This is a genomic window from Arthrobacter rhamnosi (assembly GCF_054510855.1).
In genome coordinates, this window is sequence record NZ_JBTNDT010000001.1 from 517267 (window position 1) to 544070 (window position 26804).

General features: G+C 68.8%; 16 protein-coding genes. 4 read left to right on the top strand and 12 right to left on the bottom strand.

The genetic code is table 11. The features are described from left to right. Window positions 1-11 precede the first annotated feature (11 nt). A complete protein-coding gene (locus ACX80I_RS02525; RefSeq protein ID WP_459343587.1) occupies window positions 12-1109 on the top strand; it encodes an NAD-dependent epimerase/dehydratase family protein in 1098 nt (365 codons plus the stop codon). 135 nt (window positions 1110-1244) lie between these two features. Here ACX80I_RS02525 and ACX80I_RS02530 read toward each other — a convergent pair whose 3' ends face one another. After that, the gene (locus ACX80I_RS02530) at window positions 1245-2600 is read right to left on the bottom strand and encodes an acyltransferase family protein (RefSeq protein WP_459343588.1); all 1356 of its coding nucleotides are present in this window, start codon (window positions 2598-2600) and stop codon (window positions 1245-1247) included. Between the two features lie 115 nt (window positions 2601-2715). Here ACX80I_RS02530 and rfbA point away from each other — a divergent pair, with 115 nt between their 5' ends. After that, window positions 2716-3588, top strand: a complete 873-nt coding sequence (gene rfbA, locus ACX80I_RS02535; RefSeq protein ID WP_459343589.1) for a glucose-1-phosphate thymidylyltransferase RfbA — start codon at window positions 2716-2718, stop codon at window positions 3586-3588. Between the two features lie 81 nt (window positions 3589-3669). Here the strand turns inward: rfbA and ACX80I_RS02540 are convergent, their stop codons facing one another. The 6 genes from ACX80I_RS02540 to ACX80I_RS02565 form a co-directional block, all read right to left on the bottom strand. Then, entirely contained in the window at window positions 3670-5670 is a 2001-nt protein-coding gene (locus ACX80I_RS02540) for a DUF6541 family protein (RefSeq protein ID WP_459343590.1), read from the bottom strand. Window positions 5671-5757: 87 nt separating this feature from the next. Next, window positions 5758-6486, bottom strand: coding sequence for an ABC transporter ATP-binding protein (locus tag ACX80I_RS02545; RefSeq protein ID WP_459343591.1), 729 nt, complete (start codon window positions 6484-6486; stop codon window positions 5758-5760). Next, entirely contained in the window at window positions 6486-7394 is a 909-nt protein-coding gene (locus ACX80I_RS02550; protein ID WP_459343592.1) for an ABC transporter permease, read from the bottom strand. Before ACX80I_RS02550 ends, ACX80I_RS02545 begins: the two co-directional genes overlap by 1 nt. Further along, the gene (locus tag ACX80I_RS02555; protein WP_459343593.1) at window positions 7391-9418 is read right to left on the bottom strand and encodes a glycosyltransferase; all 2028 of its coding nucleotides are present in this window, start codon (window positions 9416-9418) and stop codon (window positions 7391-7393) included. Before ACX80I_RS02555 ends, ACX80I_RS02550 begins: the two co-directional genes overlap by 4 nt. Continuing rightward, window positions 9415-10602, bottom strand: coding sequence for a UDP-galactopyranose mutase (gene glf, locus ACX80I_RS02560; RefSeq protein WP_301226703.1), 1188 nt, complete (start codon window positions 10600-10602; stop codon window positions 9415-9417). The genes ACX80I_RS02555 and glf overlap by 4 nt, the downstream gene beginning before the upstream one ends. Window positions 10603-10753: 151 nt before the next feature. Then, window positions 10754-12811: an acyltransferase family protein gene (locus ACX80I_RS02565; RefSeq protein ID WP_459343594.1), complete on the bottom strand. Its 2058-nt coding sequence runs from the start codon at window positions 12809-12811 to the stop codon at window positions 10754-10756. A 202-nt stretch (window positions 12812-13013) separates the two neighbouring features. Here ACX80I_RS02565 and ACX80I_RS02570 point away from each other — a divergent pair, with 202 nt between their 5' ends. Beyond that, window positions 13014-17165 carry an FtsK/SpoIIIE domain-containing protein gene (locus ACX80I_RS02570; protein ID WP_459343595.1) on the top strand — a complete coding sequence of 1384 codons (4152 nt, stop codon included), beginning with the start codon at window positions 13014-13016 and terminating at the stop codon, window positions 17163-17165. Here ACX80I_RS02570 and ACX80I_RS02575 read toward each other — a convergent pair. Then, complete coding sequence (locus ACX80I_RS02575; protein WP_459343596.1) at window positions 17128-17550, bottom strand: hypothetical protein; 423 nt, start codon at window positions 17548-17550, stop codon at window positions 17128-17130. The two genes, ACX80I_RS02570 and ACX80I_RS02575, sit on opposite strands and share 38 nt — an antisense overlap. A 242-nt stretch (window positions 17551-17792) precedes the next feature. Here ACX80I_RS02575 and ACX80I_RS02580 point away from each other — a divergent pair, with 242 nt between their 5' ends. Then, window positions 17793-18041, top strand: a complete 249-nt coding sequence (locus ACX80I_RS02580) for a WhiB family transcriptional regulator (protein ID WP_055769355.1) — start codon at window positions 17793-17795, stop codon at window positions 18039-18041. A gap of 100 nt (window positions 18042-18141) precedes the next feature. On the opposite strand, the gene ACX80I_RS02585 is transcribed toward ACX80I_RS02580, so the two are convergent. From ACX80I_RS02585 to ACX80I_RS02600, 4 genes are all read right to left on the bottom strand, one after another. Further along, entirely contained in the window at window positions 18142-19620 is a 1479-nt protein-coding gene (locus ACX80I_RS02585; protein WP_459343597.1) for a sensor histidine kinase, read from the bottom strand. 148 nt (window positions 19621-19768) lie between these two features. Continuing rightward, complete coding sequence (locus ACX80I_RS02590; protein WP_459343598.1) at window positions 19769-24607, bottom strand: NAD-glutamate dehydrogenase; 4839 nt, start codon at window positions 24605-24607, stop codon at window positions 19769-19771. A gap of 47 nt (window positions 24608-24654) precedes the next feature. Further along, window positions 24655-25980, bottom strand: coding sequence for a CpaE/TadZ family protein (locus tag ACX80I_RS02595; protein ID WP_459343599.1), 1326 nt, complete (start codon window positions 25978-25980; stop codon window positions 24655-24657). Further along, window positions 25977-26630 carry a CpaB family protein gene (locus tag ACX80I_RS02600; protein ID WP_459343600.1) on the bottom strand — a complete coding sequence of 218 codons (654 nt, stop codon included), beginning with the start codon at window positions 26628-26630 and terminating at the stop codon, window positions 25977-25979. The genes ACX80I_RS02595 and ACX80I_RS02600 overlap by 4 nt, the downstream gene beginning before the upstream one ends. Window positions 26631-26804 lie beyond the last annotated feature (174 nt).

Consider the following 26804-nt stretch of genomic DNA (forward strand, 5'->3'; position numbering starts at 1 on the left):
GGAAGGCTCACATGACCCACGACCCACGTTCCGGCGAGCAGGAACAGACAGTCCTCGTCACCGGCGGAGCCGGCTTCATCGGGACCGCCATCTCCAGCGGCCTGGCGGCCTCCTTCGGCCGCGTCGTCGTCGTCGACAACCTCCACCCGCAGATCCACGCCACGGGCGAGCGACCTGCGGAACTCCACGCATCGGCGGAGCTGATCCGCGGCGACATCACCGACGCCGACGTCTGGGACAGCGTCCTCGCGACGGTGACTCCCGACGTGATCATCCACCTGGCCGCCGAGACCGGCACGGGGCAGTCGCTCGAAGAATCGACGCGGCACACGATGACCAACGTCGTCGGCACCTCGCAGATGCTCGATGCGCTCAACCGCCACAAGAAGCTGCCGCGCCGCATCGTGCTCTCGAGCAGCCGCGCCGTGTACGGGGAGGGCGCCTGGCGCCCCACGGGAGGGGACGCGCTCTTCTACCCGGGCCAGCGCACCAGCGCGACGCTCGACCAGGCCCAGTGGGACTTCCCCGACGCCGAGCCGACAGCGATGAAGGCGTCGGACGTCTTCCCTGCCCCGGTGAGCGTGTACGGCGCCACCAAGCTGGCCCAGGAGAACATCCTCGTGGCGTGGGGCAAGTCCTACGGCGTCGAGACGGCCGTCCTCCGGCTCCAGAACGTCTACGGGCCGGGCCAGTCGCTCATCAATCCCTACACCGGCATCATGTCGCTGTTCTGCAGGATGGCGAAGTCCGGCACCTCCATCCCCCTGTACGAGGATGGCGAGGTCCGCCGTGACTTCATCCTGATCGACGACGTCGCCTCGGCCCTCGTGGCCGCAGCCACCTCCCCGACCGTCAGCGACACGCCCCTCGATATCGGCTCCGGTGAGTTCCAGACGATCGGAACCGCGGCAGCGATCATCGCCGGGTACTACGGCGCCCCGGAACCCCACGTCACCGGCCAGTACCGGCAGGGCGACGTGCGGCACGCCTGGGCCGATGTCAGCGCGGCCAACGAGGTACTCGGCTGGACCCCCCGGTACAACCTGGAGCAGGGCATCTCCCGGCTCGCCCGGTGGATCGATTCCCAGGCCGACGTCCAGCCCGCCTGACCCGCACAGCAACGGAGGGTCAGCCCTCGGGGAAAGCCTCCGCGTCGTAGGGCGCGGGGGCTTTCGGCTGTTCCGCGCCTTTTCGACGTCCGCGACGGGACCCATCTGCAGGCAGCCGGACCTCCGCCGGACGGCTCACCTGCCGGTCGCGCGGGTCCCGACGATCAAGGACCGCCGCGGAACGAGCGGATCCCCCTGCCGTCCGACCGACGTCGTCCCCCCGGCCGGCCCGCCTTCGACCGGAGCGTTCTCATCAGCCGGAGCGTTCTCATCAGCCGGAGCGTTCTCATCAGCCGGAGCGTTCTCCTCAGCCGGCGCGGATCCCGAGGGCTGCGCGGATCCCGAGGGCTGCGCGGTTCCCTCAGCCGGCCCGGTTGCCGAAGGCGGCGCAGCAGCGGCCACGGGTTCGGGAGTCGGTTTCTTCCCGTGCCGCCGGACGGCGCGCATCACGGGCCGCTCGACCAGCAGCCAGCTGGCGATGCCCGCCGCGATCGTGAGGACCGCGGCCACGAGCATGTACACGACGAGCCCTCGCTCATGGACCCCGCGCACCGCGAGCAGCTGCTGGATCGGGAAGGCGTAGATGTAGACGCCGTAGGAGACGTCGTTCTTCCGGATCAGCATCGGTGAGGGCAGCAGCGTCGAAATCCAGAGGGTGGCGTAGGCGATGAAGACAGCCGACGCCGCGCCGCCCCAGCCGGGCACCAGGGCCGTGATCACCACGGCCGCCACGGCGGAGGCGGCTCCCGGGAGCCAGTGGATGCCGATCCGGTCCTTCCATGCCAGGACGACGGCTCCGCCGAGGAAGAAGGGCAGCAGGCGGAACAGCAGGTCGAAGTCGAAGTTCCCCTGGGTGTAGGGAGCCACGTCCTCGATCGACGCATGGGCGACCACGCTGGCGACGAAGAGGATGGTCAGGGGCCAGGGGGACTTGCGGATGATGGCGAAGATCCCCAAAAAGGCGAGGATCGCGTAGCAGTAGAACTCGTAGTAGAGGCTCCACAGTGAGCCGTTCCACGCGCCCGGGTAGGGGACGCCCGCAGGCGTTCCTGCCACGTCGTATCGCAGCATCTTCAGCCCGAGGTTCGAGAAGACGTAGTTGAAGGGCGTCGTGCCTGTCGTGAAGAAGCCGTCGAGGCTGCCTTTGGCGGCGACATACCCGAGCGGGGCGAAGAAGCCGGCGACGACGACGAGGCAGACGATGAAGGCCGGCATGATGCGGGCCACCCGGTGCACCAGGTACTCCCCCAGCGAGTGGCTGAACCGGCTTGCCGCGATGAGGTACCCGCTGATGACGAAGAACCCCGCCACGGCCCACCCTCCGAGGGTGTCCCCGGCGAAGGCCGGTTCCTCGGGGCGTCCGGACAGGGGCCAGCTGTGGTGCACGAGCACCGCCAGCGCGAGCACCAGGCGGATCAGGTTCAGGCTGTTGTTCCGCGTATCGAACGGTCGGCCGAACCAGAGTCCAGACGAATTTTTCCTCCGTGGCACAATTTCTCCATCAGCACGACCGACACTAGGGCAACTCAGTCATCCTACCCCGGAGCCCTCGCGCGGCCGCTGGAGCGATTTGGCGTCGCCGTGCCGCCGGGCAATAATTCGCAGTATGCGCGGAATCATCCTTGCCGGGGGTACCGGCTCCAGACTGCACCCGATCACCCTGGGAATCAGCAAGCAGCTTGTACCCGTGTACGACAAGCCGATGATCTATTATCCGCTGTCCACGCTCATCCTTGCGGGCATCAGGGACATCCTCATCATCACGACGCCGCAGGATGCGGACCAGTTCCGACGCCTGCTGGGCGATGGGAGCAGGTTCGGTGTCTCCCTCACGTATGTCCAGCAGCCCTCTCCGGACGGTCTCGCCCAGGCGTTCATCCTCGGCGCGGACCACATCGGGGACGATTCCGTGGCCCTCGTCCTGGGGGACAACATCTTCTACGGGCAGGGCATGGGAACGCAGCTGCGCCGTTTCGCGCAGGTGGACGGTGGCGCCGTGTTCGGCTACTGGGTGGCCGATCCCACGGCCTACGGGGTCGTCGAGTTCGACAAGACGGGGAAGGCCCTCTCCCTCGAGGAGAAGCCGGCCAACCCGAAAAGCAATTACGCGGTGCCCGGCCTGTATTTCTACGACAACCACGTGGTGGAGATCGCCCGCGCGCTCAAGCCCTCACCCCGCGGGGAACTCGAGATCACGGACATCAACCGGGTGTACCTGGAAGCCGGGAAACTGCAGGTGGACATCCTCCCCCGCGGGACCGCCTGGCTCGACACCGGTACGTTCGATTCCCTGAGTGACGCCTCGAACTTCATCCGGACGGTGGAGCATCGGCAGGGGCTGAAGATCGGAGCCCCCGAGGAGATCGCCTGGCGGCAGGGATTCCTGGACGACGCCGAACTCGAGGCGATCGCCACGCCCCTCGTCAAGAGCGGCTACGGATCCTATCTGCTGTCCCTGCTCGCGACGTCGTCCAAGTGACCGTCCGCTGCGCCCGCCGCCCTCGGTCCTGGTAGCCCCCGACCCGGTTAGGCCCCGACCCCGACAGGCTTCCCGGCAGGCCTAGTCCTGGCAGACAGTGACCTCGTAGAGCTTCGCTGCGCCCTGCTCGTCGATGAGCCGGACCGCGTCGGAGTCCTCGAGGTCGTCGAAGCCTGGGAACAACCGGGACGCCCCGTTCTCGACGAGGTACTGGGTGCCGAAGTCGAGGACATAGGACACGCCCGTCTCGCGGACGGCGGCACAGGCCTCCTCGTCCGTGGCGGCGTCGTTCAGGGACTCCGCGACCTCCTTCACCGCCGGCGACTGGGTCTCGAAGAGATGGTAGGAGAGCACCTTGCGCCCGGTGAACGCGAAGGCGAGGGTGCTGCCGTTCCACGGGTTGCCCGCGATGACCGCATCCTCCGGCAGGGTCTCCTCGGCGCGTTCGAGAAGGGTGTACTCGTCGGAGGAGACGATGGACGTGGGGGTGTCCCGGAGGTAGTAGAGCTCTCCCCCTTCCAGATACGTCTCGAGCGGCTTCGTCTGGGTCGCCGAGGCCACCAGGACGGCCACCACTCCCAGTCCCGCCAGTGACGCGGCCCCGTGCACCAGTGCGGGCCGGGAACGGACTCCGCGCGCGAGCGGCGTGGCGACCGAGGTTCGCCGCACGACGTCGCCCAGCCAGGCCAGCACGGCACCCGTCCCGATCGCACCGAACACGACACCGAACATCGGCAGCAATGCCGCGAGGCGGTTGGTGTCCGCATACCAGATCCCGGTGAGCACGGCGCGCCAGGGCCCCCGCTCCAGCCCTGCGTCGACGACGTAGAGGTAGCCGACCAGCGCGAAGCTCACCAGCAGCCACCGCTGGTCCCCGCGCCGCAGGAGGTGGATCATCCCGGCACCGGCCAGCAGGGACACGGTGAGCGACACCAGGGGGAAGCCCATCGGCGAGTAGGCCAGCACCTCTCCGACGGCGCCTCCCGGGGTCTGATGCGGCCCCCACACGTCGTAGGGCACCGGACGGAGCTTGAGCCACAGGAGGACGGACACGCCCAGCGCGACCAGGCCGAGGGCTGCCCTGAGGGCGGCACTCGCCCTCGCCGAGCGGATCCTGCTGCCGACTCTCCTGCCCCTGACGAGGGCGACGACGAGTGCGGGGAAGCTGAACAGCACGAGGCTGTTGACCGAGCTCATGTGCGACAGCGCCAGCGCGGCGACCGCGACGAGGACCACCAGGACCGCCGTGAGCGTGGGGACGGCCAGCTGCCGGCCCATTCCGAGGAAGAGGAGGACCGCCCCGAAAGCGGCCGGCAGGAGGGCGACGGACAGCATGTAGGGGAAGAGGGGCCCCCACACCATCATCAGGTAGGGGAAGCCGATGAAGGCGGCGGAGAGGACCCCGGCGGAGAGGAGGACGGCCGGGCTCCGGCCTGCGACCACCCTCGTCAGGAAGACGACGGACAGGGGCCACACGACCGCCGCGACGACGATGTTCAGCGCGTTGACGGCCACCGGGACGGATGTGCCCGTCAGCTGCACGACCAGGGCGGCCAGGGAGTGCCAGGCAGCAGGGTATACCGCCGCCGCGCCCGAGTTCCCCGTCATCTCGCCCAGGGTGAGTGACGAGCCGTCACCCGTGGCGACGATGTACTCCACGGCGTTGAGGTGGAACACGTTGTCGAAGCGCTGGGCGATGTTCTCGGGGTTCCCGATCAGCGTGACCGTCCGCCAGGCGATGAGGCCGGCGCCGACGAGGAACCCCGCACCTGCCGCTCCAAGGACTCCCCAGCCGTCGGGAGCCGGAGCCCCAGCCTCAGCCGCGACCCGCGAGCGTCGCGTCAGGAAGTAGCCCGCAGCGGAGAAGACCAGCGCTGCCCCGGCCACGAGCCAGATCGACCAGGGGATTCCGGCCAGTGAGCCGAGCACCGCTGCCACGCCCGCCGTGGCCACGGTCAGGAGCGGCGCCACACCGACCGCGGCCAGCCGGCGGAACCCGAGCGAGAGCGCGAGAAGCAGTCCCGGCAGCACCGTCACCAGGACGGTCACCGCCAGAATCGGCGCGATCGACCACCAAGACACATTTCCTCCATAGGCAGCACGAGGGCCACATTGTTTCAACCGGGCGGCTCCACGGGCGCACCGCGCTCTCGCTCCTGCCGCCAGGGACTAGTTGGACCGGAGCCGCGCGATGACGTCGCGCACCGGGCCGTCCATCAGCACATTGCCGTGGTCCAGCAGGACACCCCGCTCGCAGATCTTGGCGACCATGTCGAGGTCGTGACTCACGACGACGAGCGTCTTGCCCTCCGCCGCCAGCTCACGGATCCTGGCGATGCACTTCTTCTGGAACGGTTCGTCGCCGACGGCGAGGATCTCGTCGATCAGGAACACTTCCGGATCGGTGTGGACCGCCACCGCGAACGCCAGCCGGAGGTACATGCCGGACGAATAGAACTTGACCTCGGTATCGATGAACTGGCCGATCTCCGAGAACTCGACGATCGAGTCGAACTTGGCCTCGATCTCGTCCCGGTCCATCCCGAGGATGGCCCCGTTGAGGTAGACGTTGTCCCTCCCACTGAGATCCGGGTGGAATCCTGCCCCGACTTCGATGAGGCCGGCCACCCTGCCCCGGGTCCGCACGGACCCCGAGTCCGGCCGCATCACTCCGGACATGTGCTTGAGCAGCGTCGACTTGCCCGACCCGTTGAACCCCAGGAGCGCGACGGACTCCCCCTGTTCGACCGTCAGGGACACGTCCGACAGCGCGTGGAAACGCTCGGACAGGTCCCCCTTGCGGCCCTTCATGAGCCAGACGAACGCCTCCTTCATGGAACGCGTGTGGCGGAGGACGAACTGCTTGTTGACGTTGCGTATCTCGATGGCGGTGGTCATCACAACTCCTGGGCGAAACGGCCCTCGAGCCGACGGAAGACGAGCTGGCCGATGATCAGCATCAGCCCCGACGTGACGAGCGCGACCGGGATCCACAGCGAGAGGAGATTCGGCGGAATCGCTTCGGCCCGTTCGGTGGTCGGTAGCCAGAACGCGAAGTGGAACGTCTCCACCGCCACGGTGATCGGATTGAGCTGGTAGATCAGAAAGAAGGTCTCGCCCAGCTTGTCCCGGACCAGCAGCCACGGGTACAGGACCGGCGAGGCCCAGGTGGCCACCATCAGCAGCATGTCCACGAGGTTCTCCGCGTCCCTGAAGTACACGTTCACCGCGCCGAAGAGAAGCCCGAGCCCGATCGCGAACATCGTCACGATGAGGAAGCCGGCGCATGCCGCGGCCAGCTGGAGGATGGTCGGCGACCAGCCGGAGAAGAGGCACGCCACGACGAGGATGATGATCTGGGGCAGGAAGTGCACCGCTGACACCCAGGTAGACGCGATCGGGAACAGCTCACGCGGAAGATAGATCTTCTTGATGAGCCCACCGTTCGACACGATCGCCCGCGATGCGTTGCCGAGCGCCTCGTTGAAGTAGTTGATGAGGACGATTCCTGAGAACAGGTAGATGGCGTAGTTGGGCAGTCCGGCCGGATTCCGCTCGCTCTGCTCCAGGCCGAGGAACACGCCCAGTGCGATGTAGAACACCACGAACTGCACACCCGGCTTCACGTACGACCACAGCAGCCCCAGCACCGACCCCCGGTATCGCACCCGGAGCTCCTTCTGGACGAGCAGCTTCAGCAGGTAGCGGGAGCGGACGACGTCGCGCAGGCCATGGCCGTAGCCCGGCACCACGAGGTCCGCCCGCGATGCGCCTCCCGATCCGGCCCTGTCCGACACACCAGTCACAGGACCGACTTCCCTACTCCTTCGGCCGGGTGTGCGTTCTCGAAGGTCTGTGCCCAGGCCTGCTGCGACGTGAACTCCGGCAGCGCCTTCTGGTACTCCTCCGCGAGGGTGTCCCAGCGGGCCAGGAGACGCTGGTGCAGGATCATGCTGCGCTTCAGCATGGACTGGAACTGGCCCGAGTCCCGCTTGTACCAGGACGCACCCGACCCGTCGGCCGACGATACGAGGGCGGAATCGAGCTGCGACAGCCGCCACCACCGTGCATCCATGGCGGGTACGTTCGCTTCGGGCTGGACGCCGGCCTCAGGGCGCGCAGGCCGCATCTGCCGCAGTGCACCCGTACCGGCCTTGATCAGGGCGCCCCTGAGGGTACGCGGCGGTGCGGGTTTGATGCCCCGTTTCGGCGGCTTGACCCTCTTGACCTCGGGGAACTCGGCGATGTTCTTGCTGACGCGGGCGTCGTCGAACTCGGCCCTGCGCCTGCGGATCTCGGGCAGCTTCGCACCGATGGTGCTGTGGAGGTGCGAGGGTCCGTCGAGGAGGTCCTCCAGCGCGTTGAGGCGGAGTTCCACCGCCGAGTACTGCATGGACAGCAGGTGGCGGACGTCGACCATGAAGCTCTCCCGCGGCATCCGGCCACCGTGCTTGTAGGGCGAGTAGAGCATGGCGGCCAGCCACCGGTTGCGCTGGTGGTAGTAGGCCTGCCAGTCGATCGTGTCGTCCTTCTCGGTCCAGGGCATGTGCCAGACGGCAGCACCGGGCAGCGAGACGGTGCGGAAACCGTGGGCCTTGGCACGGATGCCGTACTCGGCGTCGTCCCACTTGATGAACACGGGCAGCGCAAGGCCGATCTCGCGGATGATGCTGGTGGGGATCAGGCACATCCACCAGCCGTTGAAGTCGACGTCGATCCGGCGGTGCATCCAGGGCGTGGTGCGGAGGTTGCTCGCCGAGAAGTCGTGGGCCTCGCGCGTGTTGGTGACGGGTCCCCAGAAGTAGCGGTACTCGTTGATCTCCTCACCGAAGCTGTGGAGCACGGAGCGCTCGTAGAGGTTGAACATGTGGCCACCGACGATGGTGGGCTTGCGGGTGAAGTCCGCGAAGTTGGCGGCCCTCAGGATTCCCTCGGTCTCGACCAGCACGTCGTCGTCCAGCAGGATCACGTACTTGCTGCGGCCGTCGTTGACCGTCTCGTGCATCCCGCGGGCGAAGCCGCCCGAGCCGCCGAGGTTGCCCTGTTCGAGGAGCGTGAACTTGTCCCCGAGGCGGGCAGCGGCCTCGTCGAATCCGTCCTGGTCCCGCACCTTCTGGGTGCCCTGGTCGGTGATGATGAGGCGATCGAGCACGTCGAGCAATTCGTCGGACTCGGCGAAAGTCGACAGGTGGCGGACGCAGTAGTCGGGGCGGTTGAAGGTCGTCACCGCGATGGAGATGGTTCCGGGTTCGAAGTACTCGGACTGCGGGACAGCCCACTCGGCCCGCTGCAGCGTGACGTCGGTGTCGAGGGCCACGAGGTCGAACCAGTACCAGCCGCCGTCCCCGAAGGCCGTGATGGGCAGGTCGATGCTGGCAGGTTCCTCCGCGCCGACCTGGATGCTCTCCACACGGTTCGAGGTGCCGCGCGCGTTGGAGCGGTAGATGACGACCGTCGCGTCTCCATCGACCTCCACCACCAGGCGCACCTGCGCCACGTCCGTGTGTGCACGCCAGTAGCTCGCGGGGAACGCGTTGAAGTATGTGCCGAACGAGACCCGGCGGTAAGCCGGAAGCTGCAGCTGACGCCTGTCGACGATGAAATCGGACCGCTGGGCGCGGTGCTGTGCCACGACGGCCGTCGTACCCGCCCCGGTCCGCTCGGTACGGTGCTGCTCATCGACGACCCTTTGTGCGGCATTGAAGTCCACGTAGAGGGGCAGTGTGTCGGTGTCGCCGTCCGTGGGGAACACGACCCGGTGCACCGTCTTCCAAACCGTTGCGCTGTCCTGTTCCATGACGGTCTCCTTGACCTCTGAAGTGGCGCTCATGCGTCCACTCCGCCGCTCTCGAACGTCTGCCCGCTCGTGAAATGGGGGGTGATCTTGTTGTCGAACATGGAGAGGGCCGAGCCGATGGCCATGTGCATGTCGAGGTACTTGTAGGTTCCCAGGCGTCCGCCGAAGAGCACCGACTTCTCGCCCTTGGCAAGGTCGCGGTACGCCAGCAGCTTCGCCCGGTCGTCCGAGGTGTTGATCGGGTAGTACGGCTCGTCGCCCTTCTCGGCGAAGCGCGAGTACTCCCGCATGATGACCGTCGCGTCCTTCGTGTAGTCCCGTTCCGGGTGGAAGTGACGGAATTCATGGACACGGGTGAACGCCGCGTCCTCATCGGGGTAGTTCATGACCGAGCAGCCCTGGAAGTCCTCGATGGGCAGGACCTCCTCCTCGAGGTCGATGGTGCGCCAGGAGAGGTCACCCTCGGCGAAGTCGAAGTAGCGGTCCACAGGTCCGGTGTAGACGACGGGGACCTGCCCGAGCGTCGTGGACCGTGAGTACTCGTGGCCCTCGTCGAAGAAGTCCGTGTTCAGCTGGACGTCGATGTTCGGATGGTCCGCCATCCGCTCGATCCACGCCGTGTAGCCGTTGACCGGCAGGCCCTCGTACTTGTCGTTGAAGTACCGGTTGTCGTAGGTGTAGCGCACGGGGAGGCGGGAGATGATCTCGGCCGGCAGGTCCTTGGGGTCGGTCTGCCACTGCTTGCCCGTGTAGTACTTGATGAAAGCCTCGTACAGGGGCCGCCCGATGAGCTGGATGCCCTTGTCGTTCAGGTTCTGGGGGTCCGTGCCGGCGAGTTCGCCCGCCTGCTCCTGGATGAGGGCGCGGGCCTCCGCCGGGCCGAGGGCGGAACGGAAGAACTGGTTGATGGTGCCGAGGTTGATCGGCATCGGGTACACCTCGCCCTTGTGGCGGGTGTAGACCTTGTGCACGTAGTTCGTGAACTCGGTGAAGTTGTGGACGTAGTCCCACACGCGCTCGTTCGAGGTGTGGAAGAGGTGAGCACCGTAGCGGTGCACCTCGATGCCGGTCCGCGCCTCGTTCTCGCTGTACGCGTTGCCCCCGATGTGGTGGCGGCGGTCGAGGACGGCTACTTTGAGGCCGAGTTGGGTGGCCGCCCGTTCCGCTATGGTCAGGCCGAAAAAGCCCGATCCAACGACGACGAGATCAACGTTCACAGATACTCCTGATTGATTTGAACTACAGACATGCCCGCTCAAGGCTACCCGACACGGCGCGGAGGCTTTCCACCGGCCGCCGCCTCCGGCGGAGGACCGAGCATGCCGATGAGGCGCCCCCGCACCTGCGCAGGGTGGCCGGGAGGGTGGCCTACGCCGCTTTCAGCACCGCGGTATCGGCGATGCGCTCCTCGAACCGGGACACCATCGTGCGCCAGTAGGTGGCACTGATGTGGTTGTTGTCGATGTAGACGTACACGTTGCCGATGATCGGCGGGCAGACGTTCCCCGGGCATACCAGGTCGTTCATGTCGACGGAGGTGTACAGGGCTGTGCCGGGGTCGAAGGACTCCAGCGGAGAGACGGCCGGAAGCACCTTGTCCCTCGCCGGGGTGCACAGCTCCAGGGCGTCCGCGTTCTCCTCGGTGCACTCGGGCATGTTGAAGTCGAAGCGCGGATTGTCGCGGACCCCGATCACTTCGATGCCGCTGTCGGTGAACCGCTGCACGGTGCGTCCGAAGTCGGGCATCAGGGTCTCCGCGTTCGAGCCGAACTGGGTCCTCGTCGCGATGGTGAACACCGCATCAGGAGCCAGGTCCTCGATGTAGGCCGTGGACCGTTCGTAGAACTCCGCACATTCGGGGGTCGTCCCTTCTCCCGCCGGACCGAAGGGGCACCCGAGCGAGATCAGGTCGATCACGGTCCAGTTGTATTTCTCCGCGAGCGCGACGACCGCCGTGGACATGTGCTGTGCGTGGCTGTTCCCCACCACGACCACGGTCCTGCTCGCCTCCCCGTCGGCGAGCCGCTGGGTGCAGGAAGCCGCCAGGTCGGTGGGGATGGAGGTCGACTCGACGCTGCACGGGTCGAGCCGGGGGAAGTCACCGCGGATGGTGCTCAGTTCCGGCAGGATCACGGCGTCCTCGGAGACCTCGTCGGTGTACCCGGGCAGCAGGGACACGGCGCCGGGATTGTCGGCGCTCGTCTGTGATTCGGCCTGCTCCGCCTGCTGGCGGATGACCTGCTGCCACCCGGCCAGCGGTGCGGCGACCAGCCCGAGACACACCATCAGGACGATGACGGCACGACGACGACGCCGGTCGGCCCATGCCAGTGCGCGCATCGGACGCTCGACGAGACGCATCGTCAGGTATGCCAGGACCAGGGACACACCGATTACCAGGAAGCCGCCCAGCACACCCGGCGCCGCCCTGTCCTGCCAGATCAGGGCCAGCACCAGGACGGGCCAGTGCCACAGGTAGAGGGCGTAGGACAGGTCTCCCACCTTGACCAGCGGTCTGGACGACAGGAGGCGGTCCACTCCCACGGCGCTGTCCGTCTGCCCGGCGACGATCACCAGTGCGGCCGCGCCCAGCGGCCACAGCGCGACGTAGCCCGGGAACTGGCCCTGCACGTCGAGGACGAACCCGCCGCTGAGCATCGCCGCGACGCCAACCCAGCCCGCGACGACACGCACGAAGCGCGGCAGCCGGAGAAACGGCAGGGCAAGCGCCAGCAGCGTTCCGAAGGCGAACTCCCACAGACGCGCCCGCGTGTCGAAATACGCGAAGGCCTGGTTGGTGTAGGTCTCCCAGACCGAGAATGCCAGCGACCCCGCGAAGAGCACGCCGAAGACGAGGAGGACGACGCCCCGGAACTTCAACCGGAATCGCCGCGCCACCACCGCACTCGTGAGGAACAGGAGAGGCCAGAGGATGAACACCTGGCCCTGGACGGACAGCGACCAGAAGTGCTGCAGCGGGCTGGCCTGGCTGTGGTCACTGGCGTAGTAGTCGACGGCGTTGGAGGCGAGGACCCAGTTCTGGACGTAGAAGAGGGAGGCCCAGGACTGCTCGATGACGTCGGACCAGCGCGTCTGCGGAACCAGCACGTAGCTGGCCCCGAGTATCCCCAGGATCACGACGACGACGGCCGGCAGGAGGCGCTTGAACTGGTGCAGCCAGTGCCGCCCCAGATCCAGCGGCCGCCCCGACTCCACCTTGCGGAGGAACGAGAGAGCCAGCAGGAAAGCCGAGATCAGCAGGAAGACATCCACGCCTCCGGATACCCGTCCGAACCAGACGTGGTAGGACACCACCATCAGGACGGCCAGGGCTCGCAGTCCCTGGACCTCGGGGCGGAAGCCGCGGTCGGCACTCGTCCCGCCGCCACGCGGGGCGGCAGGACGGCTCGCTTCAAGGATTGCCATTGCAGGCTTTCAGAGTAGACACGAGGACCGATTGTACCGGCGGCATCCGGGTAAACCCGGCAAGCAGGGGAACGGCCCGGCGGGCGCCGGCCGGCGACACAGAAGTCGGGGAGGTCCCTGTTGTCCACACAGCCCACCCGTCGCCGCGGCGCCGTCCCCGGGCCCTCTAGCCTCGGATGCAGCCATCGTCCAGGAGGTCTCCGTGGAGTTGCACGTCACCCTCGCGAGCGGTCCCCCGGCGGCGTTTCCTCCCCGGGAGATCGTCGTCGACACGGACGCCCTTCCCACGGGCGCCGCCCTCGCCGGCCGCCTCGAAGCCGCCGGCTACCCCGGCCCGTTCGCCGTCGACGGCGTCCTGCTCACCTCGCTGGTCCCGCACGTCGGTGCACTGGTGGACGGCGCCGTCATCGTCGCCGGCAGCCGCCCCGAGGCGGGCCCTCCTGCACACGTTCCTCCTCTGGTCTTCGTCGTCCATTCGGGCCCCGACGCCGGCCAGGTGATTCCGCTCACGCGGGGCAGCTACACCATCGGCCGTAGTGGAAGTGACATCGTGGTCTCCGACCCTGCGGTGTCCAGGAACCATGCCCTCCTCACGGTGACGGAGGACTCGATCGTCCTCGAGGACCTGGGCTCGGTGAACGGGACATCCGTCGACGGGGCGGGCATCACCCGTGCCCCCATCACGGTGGCGGCGCACCTTCGTCTCGGAGCGAGCCGGTGCCGGATCGAACTGATCGACGACGAGGGATGGACGGCCGTGTCCACCCCGGATCTCCTCGACCCGCTGCCCGTCGGTGCGGACCCGCCCCGGCAGCCGTCCCCCCTCCTGGTCCTGACGGCACTGTTGCCGCTCGTCCTCGGTGTCGTCCTGGCACTGACCACCGGCATGTGGTTCTTCCTCGCCTTCAGCGCCCTGTCCGCAGTCACGGGCCTGGTGCCCCTGCTGACGTATCGCCGGTCCGCCCGGACCTTCGGGGCCGCCGTGCAGCGTGCCGCGGAGCAGGACGCGGTACGGCGCTCACGGGCGGTTCCCGATCCCGGGCAGACAGCCCTCGACGCGCTCCGGGCCTGCCGGTCAGGACCCCGACGACCGGCCGGAGCAGCCCCGGACGTGTTCCTGCTGCGGCTCGGGGCGGCTCACCAGCCGGCGCACCTCTCGGTCGGCAGGGACGAGGCATCCTTTCTCCCGCCGATCCTCCCCGAGCTGCCGTTCGTCCTGCCCTGCACATGCCGCGCACAGGACACCGGCAGGCAGGATTTCACCATCACCGGGGACACCGGGGCGGTGCAGGCGCTGGCCCGCGGCGTCCTGCTCCAGCTGGCCCACCCCGAATCCGGTGCCCCACCCGTTCTCTGCTGGGGATCTGCAGCGGACCTTCCCCACTCCGCCCGGTTCCTTCCGAACGTGCGCCTCACCCGGGACGCCGGCATGCTGGCCCAGTTCATCGGGCAGGCAGGCGTGCGCCTGGTGCTCCAGTTCTCCGGCGACCTCCCCCGCCTTCCGCAGGCGCAGGGCCTGTTCGTCCTCCGTTTCGCCGGCGGGCGGAGCAGTCCCCCGACCGCGTCGGGAAGCCGCCCGGCAGCCGGAGCGGACATGGCGGGAGCGGGCATGACCCTCACCGGGGGCCGTGCCCGCGCCCGGATCGACGGGCGGGAGTACGACGTCCTTCCCGATGGCGTGTCCGCCCGGACGTTCGAACGGGTAGCGCGCACCCTTGCCCGAGCAGCCGCGGGCGCCGTGCGGCCCACTGCGCCCGGCGCCGCGGCGGGGGAGGTCGCCGTCCCACCGCGGTCCGCCTCCCTGTGGTCCCGCGAGGGAAGCCCTGATGAGCTGGCGACGACCGCTGCCGGCCGGTGGTCCTCGGCTGACGTCCGGCGCCCGAGGGCGTACCTCGGCGAATCGGGCTCCGGCCCGGTGTCCATCGACCTCGTCCGGGACGGTCCACACCTCCTGGTCGCCGGCACGACCGGTTCCGGGAAGTCGGAGTTCCTGAGGACGTTGGTGCTCGGACTCGCCCTCGACCAGGCTCCCGAGCACTTGGCACTGCTCCTGATCGACTACAAGGGCGGGTCAGGCCTCGGCACCCTCGCGGCGCTGCCGCACTGCGTCGGCTGCCTGACCGATCTGTCGTCCGAGTCGACAGGACGTGCCCTGATCTCGCTCCGCGCGGAGCTCCGGCGCCGCGAGCAGCTGTGCGCCGAGCATGGCGCCGACGGACTGGCGGAGCTGCGCCGGGTGTCCCCGTCCTCGTGTCCGCCACGGCTGGTCGTCGTGATCGACGAATTCCGGATGCTGAGCGACGAGGTCCCGACCGCGGTCCCGGACCTCATGAAGATCGCCGCGCTCGGCAGGTCGCTCGGGGTCCATCTGGTGCTCGCCACCCAGAGGGCGCAGGGTGCGGTCACGCCGGACATTCGGGCCAACGTCACCTCGTCCGTGCTCCTGAGGGTCCAGACGGCTGGTGAGTCGCAGGATCTGCTCGGCTCCGCGGCGGCAGCAGACATCTCCGTCGATCTTCCGGGCAGGGCGTTCCTGCGCCGTGGAGCCGAGCCCCCGATCGCCTTCCAGGTGGCGTCGTGCTCGGTCCTGCCTGCACCGTCGGGTTCACCGGGATGGCAGGACCTTGCTGCCTATCTCGGAGGCGCCGGAAGCCATCGGATCGGTCCTCGACCCGCGGCCGACGATCCCGCTCCCCCGGTCGACGGCACCGGCGACGGCACGGCCGGGATCGGCAACCGTGACGCCGCGGACCACAGCATCCTTCACCGGGCAGCCGGGAATCTCGCCGCTGCAGCACTCGAGCATGCCGGGACGCATGCCCGATCGGGTCCGCCAGGTCCCCGTTCCCCCGTGTTGCCGCCCCTGCCCGCCACGCTCTCCCCCGCCGGGTGTTCCGCGTTCCTGCCTGCCGACCCGCCGTCACCGGCGACCTCTCCGCGTCCCGCCATCGCGCTCGGCGTCGCCGACTTCCCCGACCGCCAGGAGCAGCGTCTCCTGCAGTGGCGGCCCGGAGACCATTCGCACCTGGCGCTCGTCGGACTCCCCGGCAGTGGAGCGGACACGGCCCTCGGGTCGGCCGTAGCGTCCCTGGTGGCCGACCCGCACGTACACCTGTACCTGCTCGACGGGGACGGCAGCCTGGCGGGCCACGCCCTCAGCCTCCAGGTCGGCGCGCACGTGCAGCCCTCCGAGACGAAGCGGGCCGGCCGGGTGCTCGAGCGGCTGTCGGCCCTGCCCGTGCTCCGACAGGACGACGCACCCTCCATCGTCCTCGTGATCACCGGGTGGGGACGGTGGAGCAGCCAGTTCCGCACCGGCAGGTTCGCCCGCGCGGAGGACGACCTGCACGCCGTCGTCCGGGACGGCGCCCAGAGCGGAGTGGCGGTACTCGTCGACGGCGACCGCGACCTCACCTCGTCGCGGTTCTTCGCCCTGCTGCCGAACCGCGTCTATTTGCCCCTCGGTGCACATGCGGAGATGACCATGACCTGGCCGAAGATGCCGCCGGTCGACGCCGTGGCAGGGCGGGGTTTCGCGCGGGGAAGGATCACGGGCAGCTGGGGTGACGGCGCCTGCCAACTGGTCCTGCAGTCCGAGACCGTCCTGCTCCCGGCCCGCCCTCCCGCCAGGCCTCCGTTTCCGGTACACCCCCTTCCACTCTCCGTCCCCTTCGGACGGCTCGCTGCGCGCAGGGGGGACGGGGAGGAACGCGGCGAGCTGCTGCTGGGAGTGGCCGGCGACGACCTGAGCCCCTACTCCGTCAGCGTGCGGCCCGGCGAGGTCTACCTGGTGCTCGGACACGCGTCGTCGGGTCGCACCAACGCCCTCCGGGTCCTTGCGGCCGCGGCCGCGCTTCCTCCACGGCGTACAGTCCTGGCGCCACCGGAGGGCGCCGGGCGGGAGGCGGTGGCGGCGTTCTGGCGGGACCTCACCGCGCGCCGCGCCGGCCCCACACCGCCGGAGCGCTGCATCCTGGTGGTCGACGACGCCGACCACCTGCCCGGCGACGTCCAGCAGGCACTCTCGGGGTTCGTCGCCGCCGGTGCCGCCGCGGTGCTGTCCGCTCCACCGAACCATGCGCTGCTGGCCCGGGTGCCGCTCTCGCTCGTGGCCCGCGGGACGGGCCGCGGGTTCGTCCTGTCACCGAGATCGCCCGGGGACGGCGACTTCTTCGGGGTACGGCTCGATGTCGACGGGCCCTCGATCCCGGGCCGGGGCTTCGCCTGCGATCCGGCGCACGTCGTCGAGGTCCAGGTGGCGCTTGCTCCGGGCGCCGACGCGGCGCGGCCGGACGGACCCGCCGGACCCGCCGGACCTACAGCGTTCTATCGTTCCCGATCGTCCGCGCTGTGAAATCGACGACGGGTTTCGTGAACAGGGCCACGATGACCGCGGCGGCGGGGACCAGCAGCAGGAGCCCGATGACCGGGTTGCCGGACGAGAAGTAGGGGAAGGCCAGGATGATCAGGAAGAGCTGGACGACGAGGGACGGCGATCGCGCCCACCGGAAGCCGGCCGCCAGTTTCCGAGCAAGGGCACCCAGGAACGCCGCGACCAGCAGCAGCAGGACCACCAGGAAGGCCGAGCGTCCGACCGAGACGGGGTCGGCTCCGAAGACCGCCACGACGGAACCTGCGGCGAGTACGACGAGTGCGACCGCCTCGAGCGTCAGGACCGCGGCGATCAGGAGGACGCCGCGTGGTCGGTTCGAGGGATCCAAGGCTGGGTCTGTGGCCACCCTCGAACCCTACCCGACGGCTTCGGGAGGGTCGGCGCAGTGTAAGGGACGAGGCCGCTGTGACATACCCCTCACGCGTCGAGCCAATTAGAACGGTAAAACCCTTGTTTACGAGTTGGTAACGTGACAGCCTTAAATGCAGTGCAAACCCGGGGGCCGAAGTCGGCCCCTTTACTATGAGCCCCCTCGTGAATGTTTTCACAAACATCCGAGAAGCGAGGCTAGAGGAGAATGTGATCACCATGGATTGGCGTAGTCGCGCAGCCTGTCTGGACAAGGACCCGGAACTGTTCTTCCCGGTCGGTAACACCGGACCGGCGCTTCTTCAGATCGAGGAGGCGAAGAGCGTCTGCCGCCGCTGTCAGGTACAGGACACCTGCCTGCAGTGGGCCATCGAATCCGGGCAGGATGCCGGAGTGTGGGGTGGACTGAGCGAGGACGAGCGCCGTGCGCTCAAGCGTCGGGCCGCAAGGGCGCGCCGCGCCTCATGATCGGCGCCGGGACGCACCCGGCGCAGCCAGGCAGTTGAATGGATGACGAAGGGCCGCCCTCCGGGCGGCCCTTCGTCGTTCCCGGGATGAACGCCCGCGGTCAGCTCCCCTGGTTGAGGCGCAGGTCCGTCTCGAGAGTGACGGAGGTACCGCCGCCGGGGCGGGTGCTCCATTCGATCGTCCCGCCCAGCTCACTGGTGACGAGGGTCCGGACGATCTGCAGGCCCAGTCCCTCCGCGTGCCCGCCGGCGGGCAGGCCCACGCCGTCGTCCTCGATCGTCACGCGGAGGATCTCCTCGCCGTCGGCCTCGGTCCTGCGGTTGGCCCTGAGCCAGACCGTTCCTGCCCGCCCGGACAGACCGTGTTCGACCGCATTCGTGACGAGTTCGTTGATCACGAGGGCCAGCGGCGTCGCGAGATCGCTGGGGAGTTCCCCGAAATCACCGCTCCGTTCGGTGCGCACCGCCTGGGACGGCGACGCGACTTCCGCAGACAGGCGGAACTGGCGGGAGATGAGCTCATCGAAGTCCACGCTCTGCGCAAGACCCTGCGACAGCGTCTCGTGCACCAGGGCGATCGTCGACACGCGGCGCATGGCCTGTTCGAGGCCGAGCTTGCCCTCTTCGCTGACCATCCTGCGGGACTGCATCCGCAGCAGCGCCGCCACGGTCTGCAGGTTGTTCTTCACCCGGTGGTGGATCTCACGGATGGTCGCGTCCTTGGACACGAGCTCCATCTCACGGCGCCGCAGCTCTGAGACGTCCCGGCACAGCACGAGTGCTCCGAAGCGCTCCTTCTCGTCCCGCAGCGGGATGGCGCGCAGCGACAGGCTGACGCCGCGGGAGCCGATCTCGGTGCGCCAGGGCATGCGTCCCGTCACGACCAGGGGAAGGGTCTCGTCCACCATCCGCCGATCCTTCAGGAGGCCCGTGGTGATCTCCGCGAGCGGCCGGCCCTCGAGGGTCTCGACGTCGCCCAGCCGGCGGAAGGCGGACACGCCGTTCGGACTGGCGTACTGGACGATGCCGTCGACGTCGAGCCGGATCAGCCCGTCACCCACGCGGGGGGCGCCGCGCCGTGACCCCGTGGGCGTTGCGAAATCGGGCCACAGTCCCAGGGTCCCCATCCGCAGCAGGTCGTAGGCGCACTGCCGGTACGTCAGCTCCAGGCGGGACGGCATCCTCGAGCTGGACAGGTCCATGTGGGTCGTGACGACGGCGAGCGTCCGGCCGTTGCGCACCATCGGGACGGCCTCGACGCGCATCGCCATCTCCGTGGTCCAGTTCGTCTCGCCGGAGCGCTCGATCTTCTGCGACTCCCAGGCGAGATCGACGAGCGGCTGCAGATCCGCGCGGATGCGCTCCCCCACGAAGTCGCTGTGGAACACGGTGTGCGAGGTGGACGGCCGGGCGTGGGCGAGCGCCACATAGCCTCCTCCGTCGAGCGGAAACCAGAGCGCGAGGTCCGCGAACGCCAGGTCGGCCACCATCTGCCAGTCCCCCACCAGGAGGTGGAGCCACTCGGCATCGCCGGGCTCGAACCCTGTGTACTCGCGGATGGGGTCAGTGAAGATAGCCATGGAATCTCTCTATTGCTCGGGTGCTCGGGCCGATCCAGCGACGGGCTCCACGTCCGGCGGCCGACGACGGACCGGACCTGCGGGACGGGTGCCGCAGGTCCAGTCTGTCACTCCCGATCCCCTGGCGCTGACCGGAGGGACTACCGGGCTACCGCACGATGGAGCGCAGGAGCCGGAGAGCCACCGAGAGGGACGAGATGTCGTCCTTCTCCAGCATGTTCACTTCGGCGAACATGTTGCTCGCACGCTGCAACTGGTCGGCGTTCTGCTCCTGCCACGCGAGCAGCCGCTCGCCGGCGTCGCGGTCCTGCATGGTGCTGGTGGCCCGCATGACCGCCACGCAGATGTCGGCGACCGTGGAGTAGAGGTCGTCGCGCAGGGCCGCCCGGGCGAGGGCCTGCCAGCGGTCGGTCCTCGGCAGCTTCGTGATCCGTTCGAGCAGGTCGTCGACCTCGAAACGGTCGTAGACCGAGTAGTACACCTTGGCGATGTTCTCCACCGGTTCGTCGACCCGCCGTGTGCTGTACGCGATGTCCAGCAGCGGGAAGGACTCGAACTGCTCGGCCCAGTGGCGGCCGAGTTCCTGCGGCAGGTTCCACGCCCTCGCCGTCGCCATGCCGTCACGTGCCCGCTCGAGGTCGCAGCCGCGCAGGTACTCCGAGAGCCGCGCCCTGAAGGGAGCCACGAGCGGCTTGAAGGCGTTGATGTCCTCGGTCACCGACGAGCCCGGCTCCACGTGGTTCACGAACCAGCGCACCGCCCGGTCCAGCAGACGGCGCAGGTCCAGGTGGACCGTGGTCCAGTGATCGGTCGGGAAGCCCGCAGGCAGGACCGCGAGCGCATCGACGGTCTCGTCCAGCGAGTAGATCTCCCGCAGTGCCACGAAGGCCCGTGCCACCACCGGCTCGGGTACGGAGGTCTCCTCGATCACGCGGAAGGCGAAGGTGATCCCGCCGAGGTTGATGACGTCGTTGGCGATGACGGTCGAGATGATCTCGCGGCGCAGGGGGTGCGTGTCGAGCAGGTCATCGAACCGCTCCACCAGCTGCCGCGGGAAGTACCGGCGGAGAGTGCCCTTGAAGTAGGGATCGTCGGCGAGGGTGCTGGCCGAGAGGACTCTCGTCAGCTCGATCTTCGCGTAGGCGGCGAGCACCGAGAGTTCCGGCGAGGTGAGCCCGCGCCCGGCGTCGGCCCGCCTGCGGAGTTCGGCCGTCGTCGGCAGCGCTTCGAGGTTCCGGTCGAGGTCCGCCTTCTTCTCGAGCCAGTCCATCATCCGTTCGTAGCTCGGGCTCCACTCGACGACCCTCTGGCGGTCGTTCAGCAGGAGGACGTTCTGGTCGATGTTGTCCTGCAGCACGAGGTGCGCCACCTCGTCGGTCATCGAGTGCAGGAACTCCGCCCGCTCCTCCGGCTGCAGGCGCCCGGCGCGCACCATCCGGTCGACGAAGATCTTGATGTTGACCTCGTGGTCCGAGCAGTCGACGCCGGCGCTGTTGTCGATGGCGTCGGTGTTGAGGAGGACCCCGGACAGCGCTGCCTCGATGCGGCCCCGCTGGGTCATGCCCAGGTTGCCGCCCTCACCGACGACGCGGGCGCGCAGCTCGCTGCCGTTGACGCGGATGGCATCGTTCGCCCGGTCACCGACGTCGCCGTTCGTCTCGTCCGTGGCCTTCACGTAGGTGCCGATGCCGCCGTTGTAGAGCAGGTCCGCGGGCGCCCGGAGGATCGCCCGGAGCAGTTCCGGCGGGCTGAGCTTGGTCACTCCGGCGTCGAGTCCGAGGGCCTCGCCCACCTCCGGGGAGATGGGGATGGATTTGGCCTGCCGCGGGTACACGCCGCCGCCGGAGCTGATCAGCGTGCTGTCGTAGTCCTCCCAGCTCGACCGGGGAAGGTCGAACAGGCGACGGCGCTCGGCGAAGGACGTCGCGGCATCGGGGTTGGGGTCGAGGAAGATATGGCGGTGGTCGAAGGCGGCGAGCAGCCGGATGTGTTCGGACAGGAGCATGCCGTTGCCGAAGACGTCCCCGCTCATGTCGCCGACGCCCACCACGGTGAAGTCGTCGGTCTGCGTGTCGACGTCGAACTCGCTGAAGTGCCGCTTCACGGACTCCCAGGCGCCCCTCGCCGTGATGCCCATCGCCTTGTGGTCGTAGCCGACGGATCCTCCGGACGCGAACGCGTCACCGAGCCAGAAGTCGTACTCGGCCGACAGCTCGTTGGCAATGTCGGAGAACGACGCGGTTCCCTTGTCGGCCGCGACGACGAGGTAGGTGTCGTCGTCGTCGTGCCGTACGACGCGCGCCGGCGGCAGGACCGACTCGGTCGTGCCGTTCGTGATGACGTTGTCGGTGATGTCGAGCAGGCCGCGGATGAACGTGCGGTAGCTCGCCTGGCCCTCCGCGAGCCAGGCCTGGCGGTCGACCGTCGGGTCGGGGAGCTGCTTCGCGAAGAAACCGCCCTTCGCGCCGGTCGGCACGATGACCGCGTTCTTCACGGTCTGGGCCTTCACGAGGCCGAGCACCTCGGTCCGGAAGTCCTCGCGTCGGTCGGACCAGCGCAGGCCACCGCGGGCGACCTTGCCGAAGCGGAGGTGCACGCCCTCGACCTGCGGCGAGTACACCCAGATCTCGAACTTGGGCCTCGGGAACGGCGCACCGTCGATCCGGGCGGTGTCGAACTTGAAACTGACGTGGCGCTTGTCCTGGAAGTAGTTCGTCCGGAGGGTCGCGTCGATGAGGTTCGCGAACGTGCGCAGGACGCGATCGGCGTCGAGCGTCGGGACGGCCTCGAGTCCCGCGTCCAGTGCTGCCCGTGCGGCATCGGTGGCCGCCGCCCGGTCGCCCTCGAGGTCGGGATCGAAGCGGGCCGTGAACAGGGCCACGAGGGCGCGGCTGACGACCGCGTTCCGCCGCAGGGTATCGGCGACGAAGCCGTAGGAGTTCGTGTTGCCCATCTGGCGCATGTACTTGGCGTAGGCGCGGAGGATCAGCACCTGGCGCCAGCCGAGCTGCTCGCTCAGGACGAGCCGGTCGAACGCGTCGGACTCGCTGTCTCCGGTGACCGCGGCGCCGAACGCCTCCTGCAGCAGGCTCGCCGTCCCGAGGGGCGAGATCTCGGCGGGGTACTTCAGGCCGAGGTCGTAGAGGAAGAACGATCGCCCGTCCGACCGCGTGATGCCGAACGGCCGCTCGTCGAGCACCTCGAGGCCCAGGTTGTGGAAGTAGGGAAGGATCTGCGTCAGGCTCTTCGCCTCGGTGAGGTAGAGCTTGAGCCGCGCGTCCTCGGCGCTGCCGGGCTCCCGGCGCTCGGGCACGTACACGTGGAGCCGGGGCACTCCCGCTCCCGCGTCGGCGAGCTGCTCGAACCGGGCGATGTCCTCCAGCGCGTCCTCGACCTCGTAGTCCACGCGGTAGCTGGGCGGGAAGGATTCCGCCCAGAGGGAGGCGAGGCGATGCGCCGTGTCCTGCTCGAAGCGCTCCTGGGCGACCTCGACGACGCCCTCGGGCCACGAACGGGCGGCCCGTACGAGGCGCCGCTCGAGCTGCGCGGCGTCGATGTCGGGGACCTCCGCCCCCTTCTGCAGCCGGATTCGGAAGAACAGCCGCGCGAGGGCGGATTCGCTCATCCGCGCCTCGTAGTCGATCGTGTCGGCGTCGAGCGCCGTCCGCAGTTCCTCCTCGATGCGCAACCGCACGCTCGTGGTGTAGCGGTCGCGGGGCAGGTAGACGAGGGCGGACATGAAGCGCCCGTAGACGTCCGGGCGCAGGAACAGCCGGGTGCGCCTGCGCTCCTGCAGCCGGAGGATCCCGAGAGCGGTGGAGACCAGGTCGGGGACCTCGATCTGGAACAGCTCGTCGCGGGGGTACGTCTCGAGGATGGACAGCAGGTCCTTCCCCGAGTGGGAGTCGGACGGGAATCCGCAGCGCCGCAGGACTTCGGTGACCTTGTCGCGGACGAGCGGCACGTTCCGCACCGAGCCCGTGTAGGCGCTGGTCGCGAACAGGCCGATGAAGCGGCGCTCGCCGTTCACGTTCCCCTGGGCATCGAAGCTCTTGATACCGATGTAGTCCAGGTACGCGGCCCGGTGCACCGTCGACCGTGAGTTGGCCTTCGTGATGACGAGGACGCGGCGCTCCCGCGCCTTGGCCCTGCCTGCTCCCGTGAGTCGCTGGAGGTGCCCGCCCCCGATCCCGTGCCGGAGCAGACCGAGGCCGCTGCCTTCCCGGACGCGGAGGGCGTCATCGCCTGCCTCGTCGATCACGAGGTCGTATTCCTTGTAGCCGAGGAAGGTGAAGTTGCCGCTGTCGAGCCACTGCAGGAGTTCCTGCGCCTGCCGCAGGTCGGGGATGTCCTCCGCGCCCGCGATCGAGCCGAGGGACGCTTCGACGGAACGGACCTGGTCGCGCATGGCAGGCCAGTCCTCCACCGCCGACCGGACATCCCCCAGCACGCGGTGGAGTCCGTCGATGACCGACTCCTTGGCAGCGGAGTCGGGAAGACGCGCGACCTCCACAGAGATCCAGGACTCGATGTGCGCGGAGTGACCCGCCAGCCCGGCCAGCTCGCCCATGTCGGGGAGCGCGGCCGTGTCGCCGCTCGAGGCTCCCGCCGTCGAGGGGACTCGCTCGAGCGCCGCGAGCGTCGACGCTCCGTCCTCCCGCACCGCGAGGAACGTCGGGTGGACGACGAGCTGGATCGCCGCATTCTGGCGGACCAGCTCGGCGGTGACGGAGTCCACCAGGAACGGCATGTCATCCGTGACGATCATGACCACGCTGGCGTTGCCCTGGTCCATCACGCCGATGGCGGCGGTTCCCGGTGTCCGGGATTCGGCGAGGTCGCGGTGCGCGAAGGCACGCTGGCGGAGGTCCGTCAGGAGGTATCCGGCGGCATCCTCGCGCGCGAGATGCTCGAAGTAGTGCTCTACGAAACCCTCCCGCGCAGTGTCCGAGCTTGACTGATCCGTTGTCCTGGATCCAGACGACATGGGAAGGGCCTCCGTAACGAAATTAAAGGCCGCGCCATTGCGACCTCTTACCGTGGAAGCCTATCCGTGTTGCCCGAAAACTTCACGTTGGGCAGGAGCCGCCCGGGCCGGCGCCGGGACCTCTCCGCGGTCGGCACCCCGGCGAGTGCCGCGATCGCATGGCGCAGCGCCGAGCCGGGCGCCGTTTCGAGCAGCGCGGTGCCCGCGAGGAGGGCCTGGTCGGCGGCCGTGCCGTCGGCGGGCAGGAAAGCGGAGATCCCGGCGGCCGGCCCGAAGCGCTCCCACGCCTCCCGCAACTGGGTCTCCGGGGCACGTCCGACGGCGGCGGCCCGCACCTTGTTGAACACCACCCGGGGGGCGGCCGTCGGGACGATGTCGGCGAGTTCGGCGAGCGCCTTCACCAGGCGCGGAACACCGATCGCGTCCGCTCCGCCCACGGCGATGACGGAATCGGCCATCTCCAGGCACCGGAGGGCTGCACCGTTGCGGCGCGGCGTGAGGGTGTCAAAGCTCAGTTCCTCGTCGGCCTCGATGCAGAATCCGCAGTCGACGATGGTGACCTCCGCGAGGGACCGGGCGGCCTCCAGGACCCGGCCGAGGGCGGCGGGACGCAGTTCGGGCCAGCGGTCCGGGCGGGTGATGCCCGTCAGCACCCGGAGGCGTCCGCCCTTGATGGCCACACTCACGGCGGTCCGGCCGAGTGCCGCGCCGCCGAACCCGCCCTGGTCCGCGATCCGGCAGGCCTGGGCGAGACCCGCCGATTCGTCGAGCAACCCGAGCGACGCGCCGATGCTCGCCCCGTAGGTGTCGGCGTCGACCAGCAGGACCGACGTTCCCGCCGCGGCGAGTTCCGCTGCCATGTTGATGGCCACGGTCGTGCGTCCCGGACCGCCGGCCGGCCCCCAGACGGCCACGATGCGGCCGTCCGCGGAGCCGTTCGCCGACTCGTCCCCGGTATCGACGGGCGAGGGCGTCGCCTCCGGGACGTCGAGCGGATCCGCATAGGTGAGGGAGCCCCGGGGACGAACCGACGCGTCGAACCTCTCGACCGCCCGCGAGACCGCGTCGGCGAGCGTGGCGGGACCGGCGGTGGACGCGACGTACTCGACCCCCTCGATGGCGGGGGCGCTCGGGCCGTCGGTCAGGGCGACGATCACGACCCCCGCGAAGCGCAGCCTGTCGGCCAGGGACGCGGTGAGTTCGACGGCGCCGGGTGCGATGATCGCCGCTCGCGCGAAACCTGTCTGGCACGCGGCCATGAGCTCGGCGAGCTCCTCGCACCGGCGCACGACGGTGACCGGTCCGCGAAGCTGCTCGAGGCCCGGGACGTAGGCGTTCGCCAGCGACCCGAGCGTGATGACGGGGATGTTCACGAACCGGCGCCCGGATTCAGGACGACGGCGATGCGGGCGTCGTTGGACAGGGCGTCGAGCAGTTCGGGCATGGCCTCGTCATCGACGAGCACTTGCACGAGGGTGGAGGCGCTCGCCCCGAGGGCCGACTCCCCCACCGTCAGTTCGGAGACTTCGGCGGCCTCGAGGAGCAACCGGGGCTCGTCGTAGGAGTTCGTGTCGGTCCGGAGGGAGACCCAGACATCGACGCGGTCGCCGGCAGCGGTCCCGGTGGGCAACGGATCCTCGACGCTCAGCCCGACAGGTTTCCGGTCCAGGTCATCGGCTGTACCGACGGCGGCCGCGGGAACGAGTTCCCCTTCGGTGACGAGCCTCGTGAGAACCGCGTTCTCGGGTATCCCCTCCGACACCCGCAGGTAGGCACCTGTCGAAGCGCCGAGGCGGACGGGCACGGCGACGAGGTCTTCGGGCGACAGTGCGGTCCCGACAGCGATGTCCTGCCGAGCCGAGTACACGTCCGTGGTCCTGTCCTGGCTGGCGAGGAGGGCGATGACGCCGACGGTGGAGGCGAGTACCAGGAGCACTCCGATGAGGAGACGGGGGTCCTTCCAGGACGGTTTCCTCAGGCGGGCCGCGCCCTGCGTGTCCGTGATCCGCGTATCGGTCGTCACTGTCGCCCCCAAAGGACCTGTGCCGCCCCTGATGAGCGGTCCCGACCGCAATTCTTGTGGACGACGGGCACAAAAGGAACCGACCGGCAGCAAATCGGACCGAAGTGTGGATATCCCCGTCAAACGACACTGCCGGTGGCAGACTGGAGCCGTACCGGAAGAACCAGGAAAGGC

What these genes read in the sequence shown, in the direction of transcription:
- ACX80I_RS02525 (WP_459343587.1), top strand. Translation starts at nt 12, where the DNA reads ATGACCCACGACCCACGTTCCGGCGAGCAGGAACAGACAGTCCTCGTC.
- rfbA (WP_459343589.1), top strand. Translation starts at nt 2,716, where the DNA reads ATGCGCGGAATCATCCTTGCCGGGGGTACCGGCTCCAGACTGCACCCG.
- ACX80I_RS02545 (WP_459343591.1), bottom strand. Translation starts at nt 6,486, where the DNA reads ATGACCACCGCCATCGAGATACGCAACGTCAACAAGCAGTTCGTCCTC.
- ACX80I_RS02555 (WP_459343593.1), bottom strand. Translation starts at nt 9,418, where the DNA reads ATGAGCGCCACTTCAGAGGTCAAGGAGACCGTCATGGAACAGGACAGC.
- ACX80I_RS02565 (WP_459343594.1), bottom strand. Translation starts at nt 12,811, where the DNA reads ATGGCAATCCTTGAAGCGAGCCGTCCTGCCGCCCCGCGTGGCGGCGGG.
- ACX80I_RS02580 (WP_055769355.1), top strand. Translation starts at nt 17,793, where the DNA reads ATGGATTGGCGTAGTCGCGCAGCCTGTCTGGACAAGGACCCGGAACTG.
- ACX80I_RS02585 (WP_459343597.1), bottom strand. Translation starts at nt 19,620, where the DNA reads ATGGCTATCTTCACTGACCCCATCCGCGAGTACACAGGGTTCGAGCCC.
- ACX80I_RS02590 (WP_459343598.1), bottom strand. Translation starts at nt 24,607, where the DNA reads ATGTCGTCTGGATCCAGGACAACGGATCAGTCAAGCTCGGACACTGCG.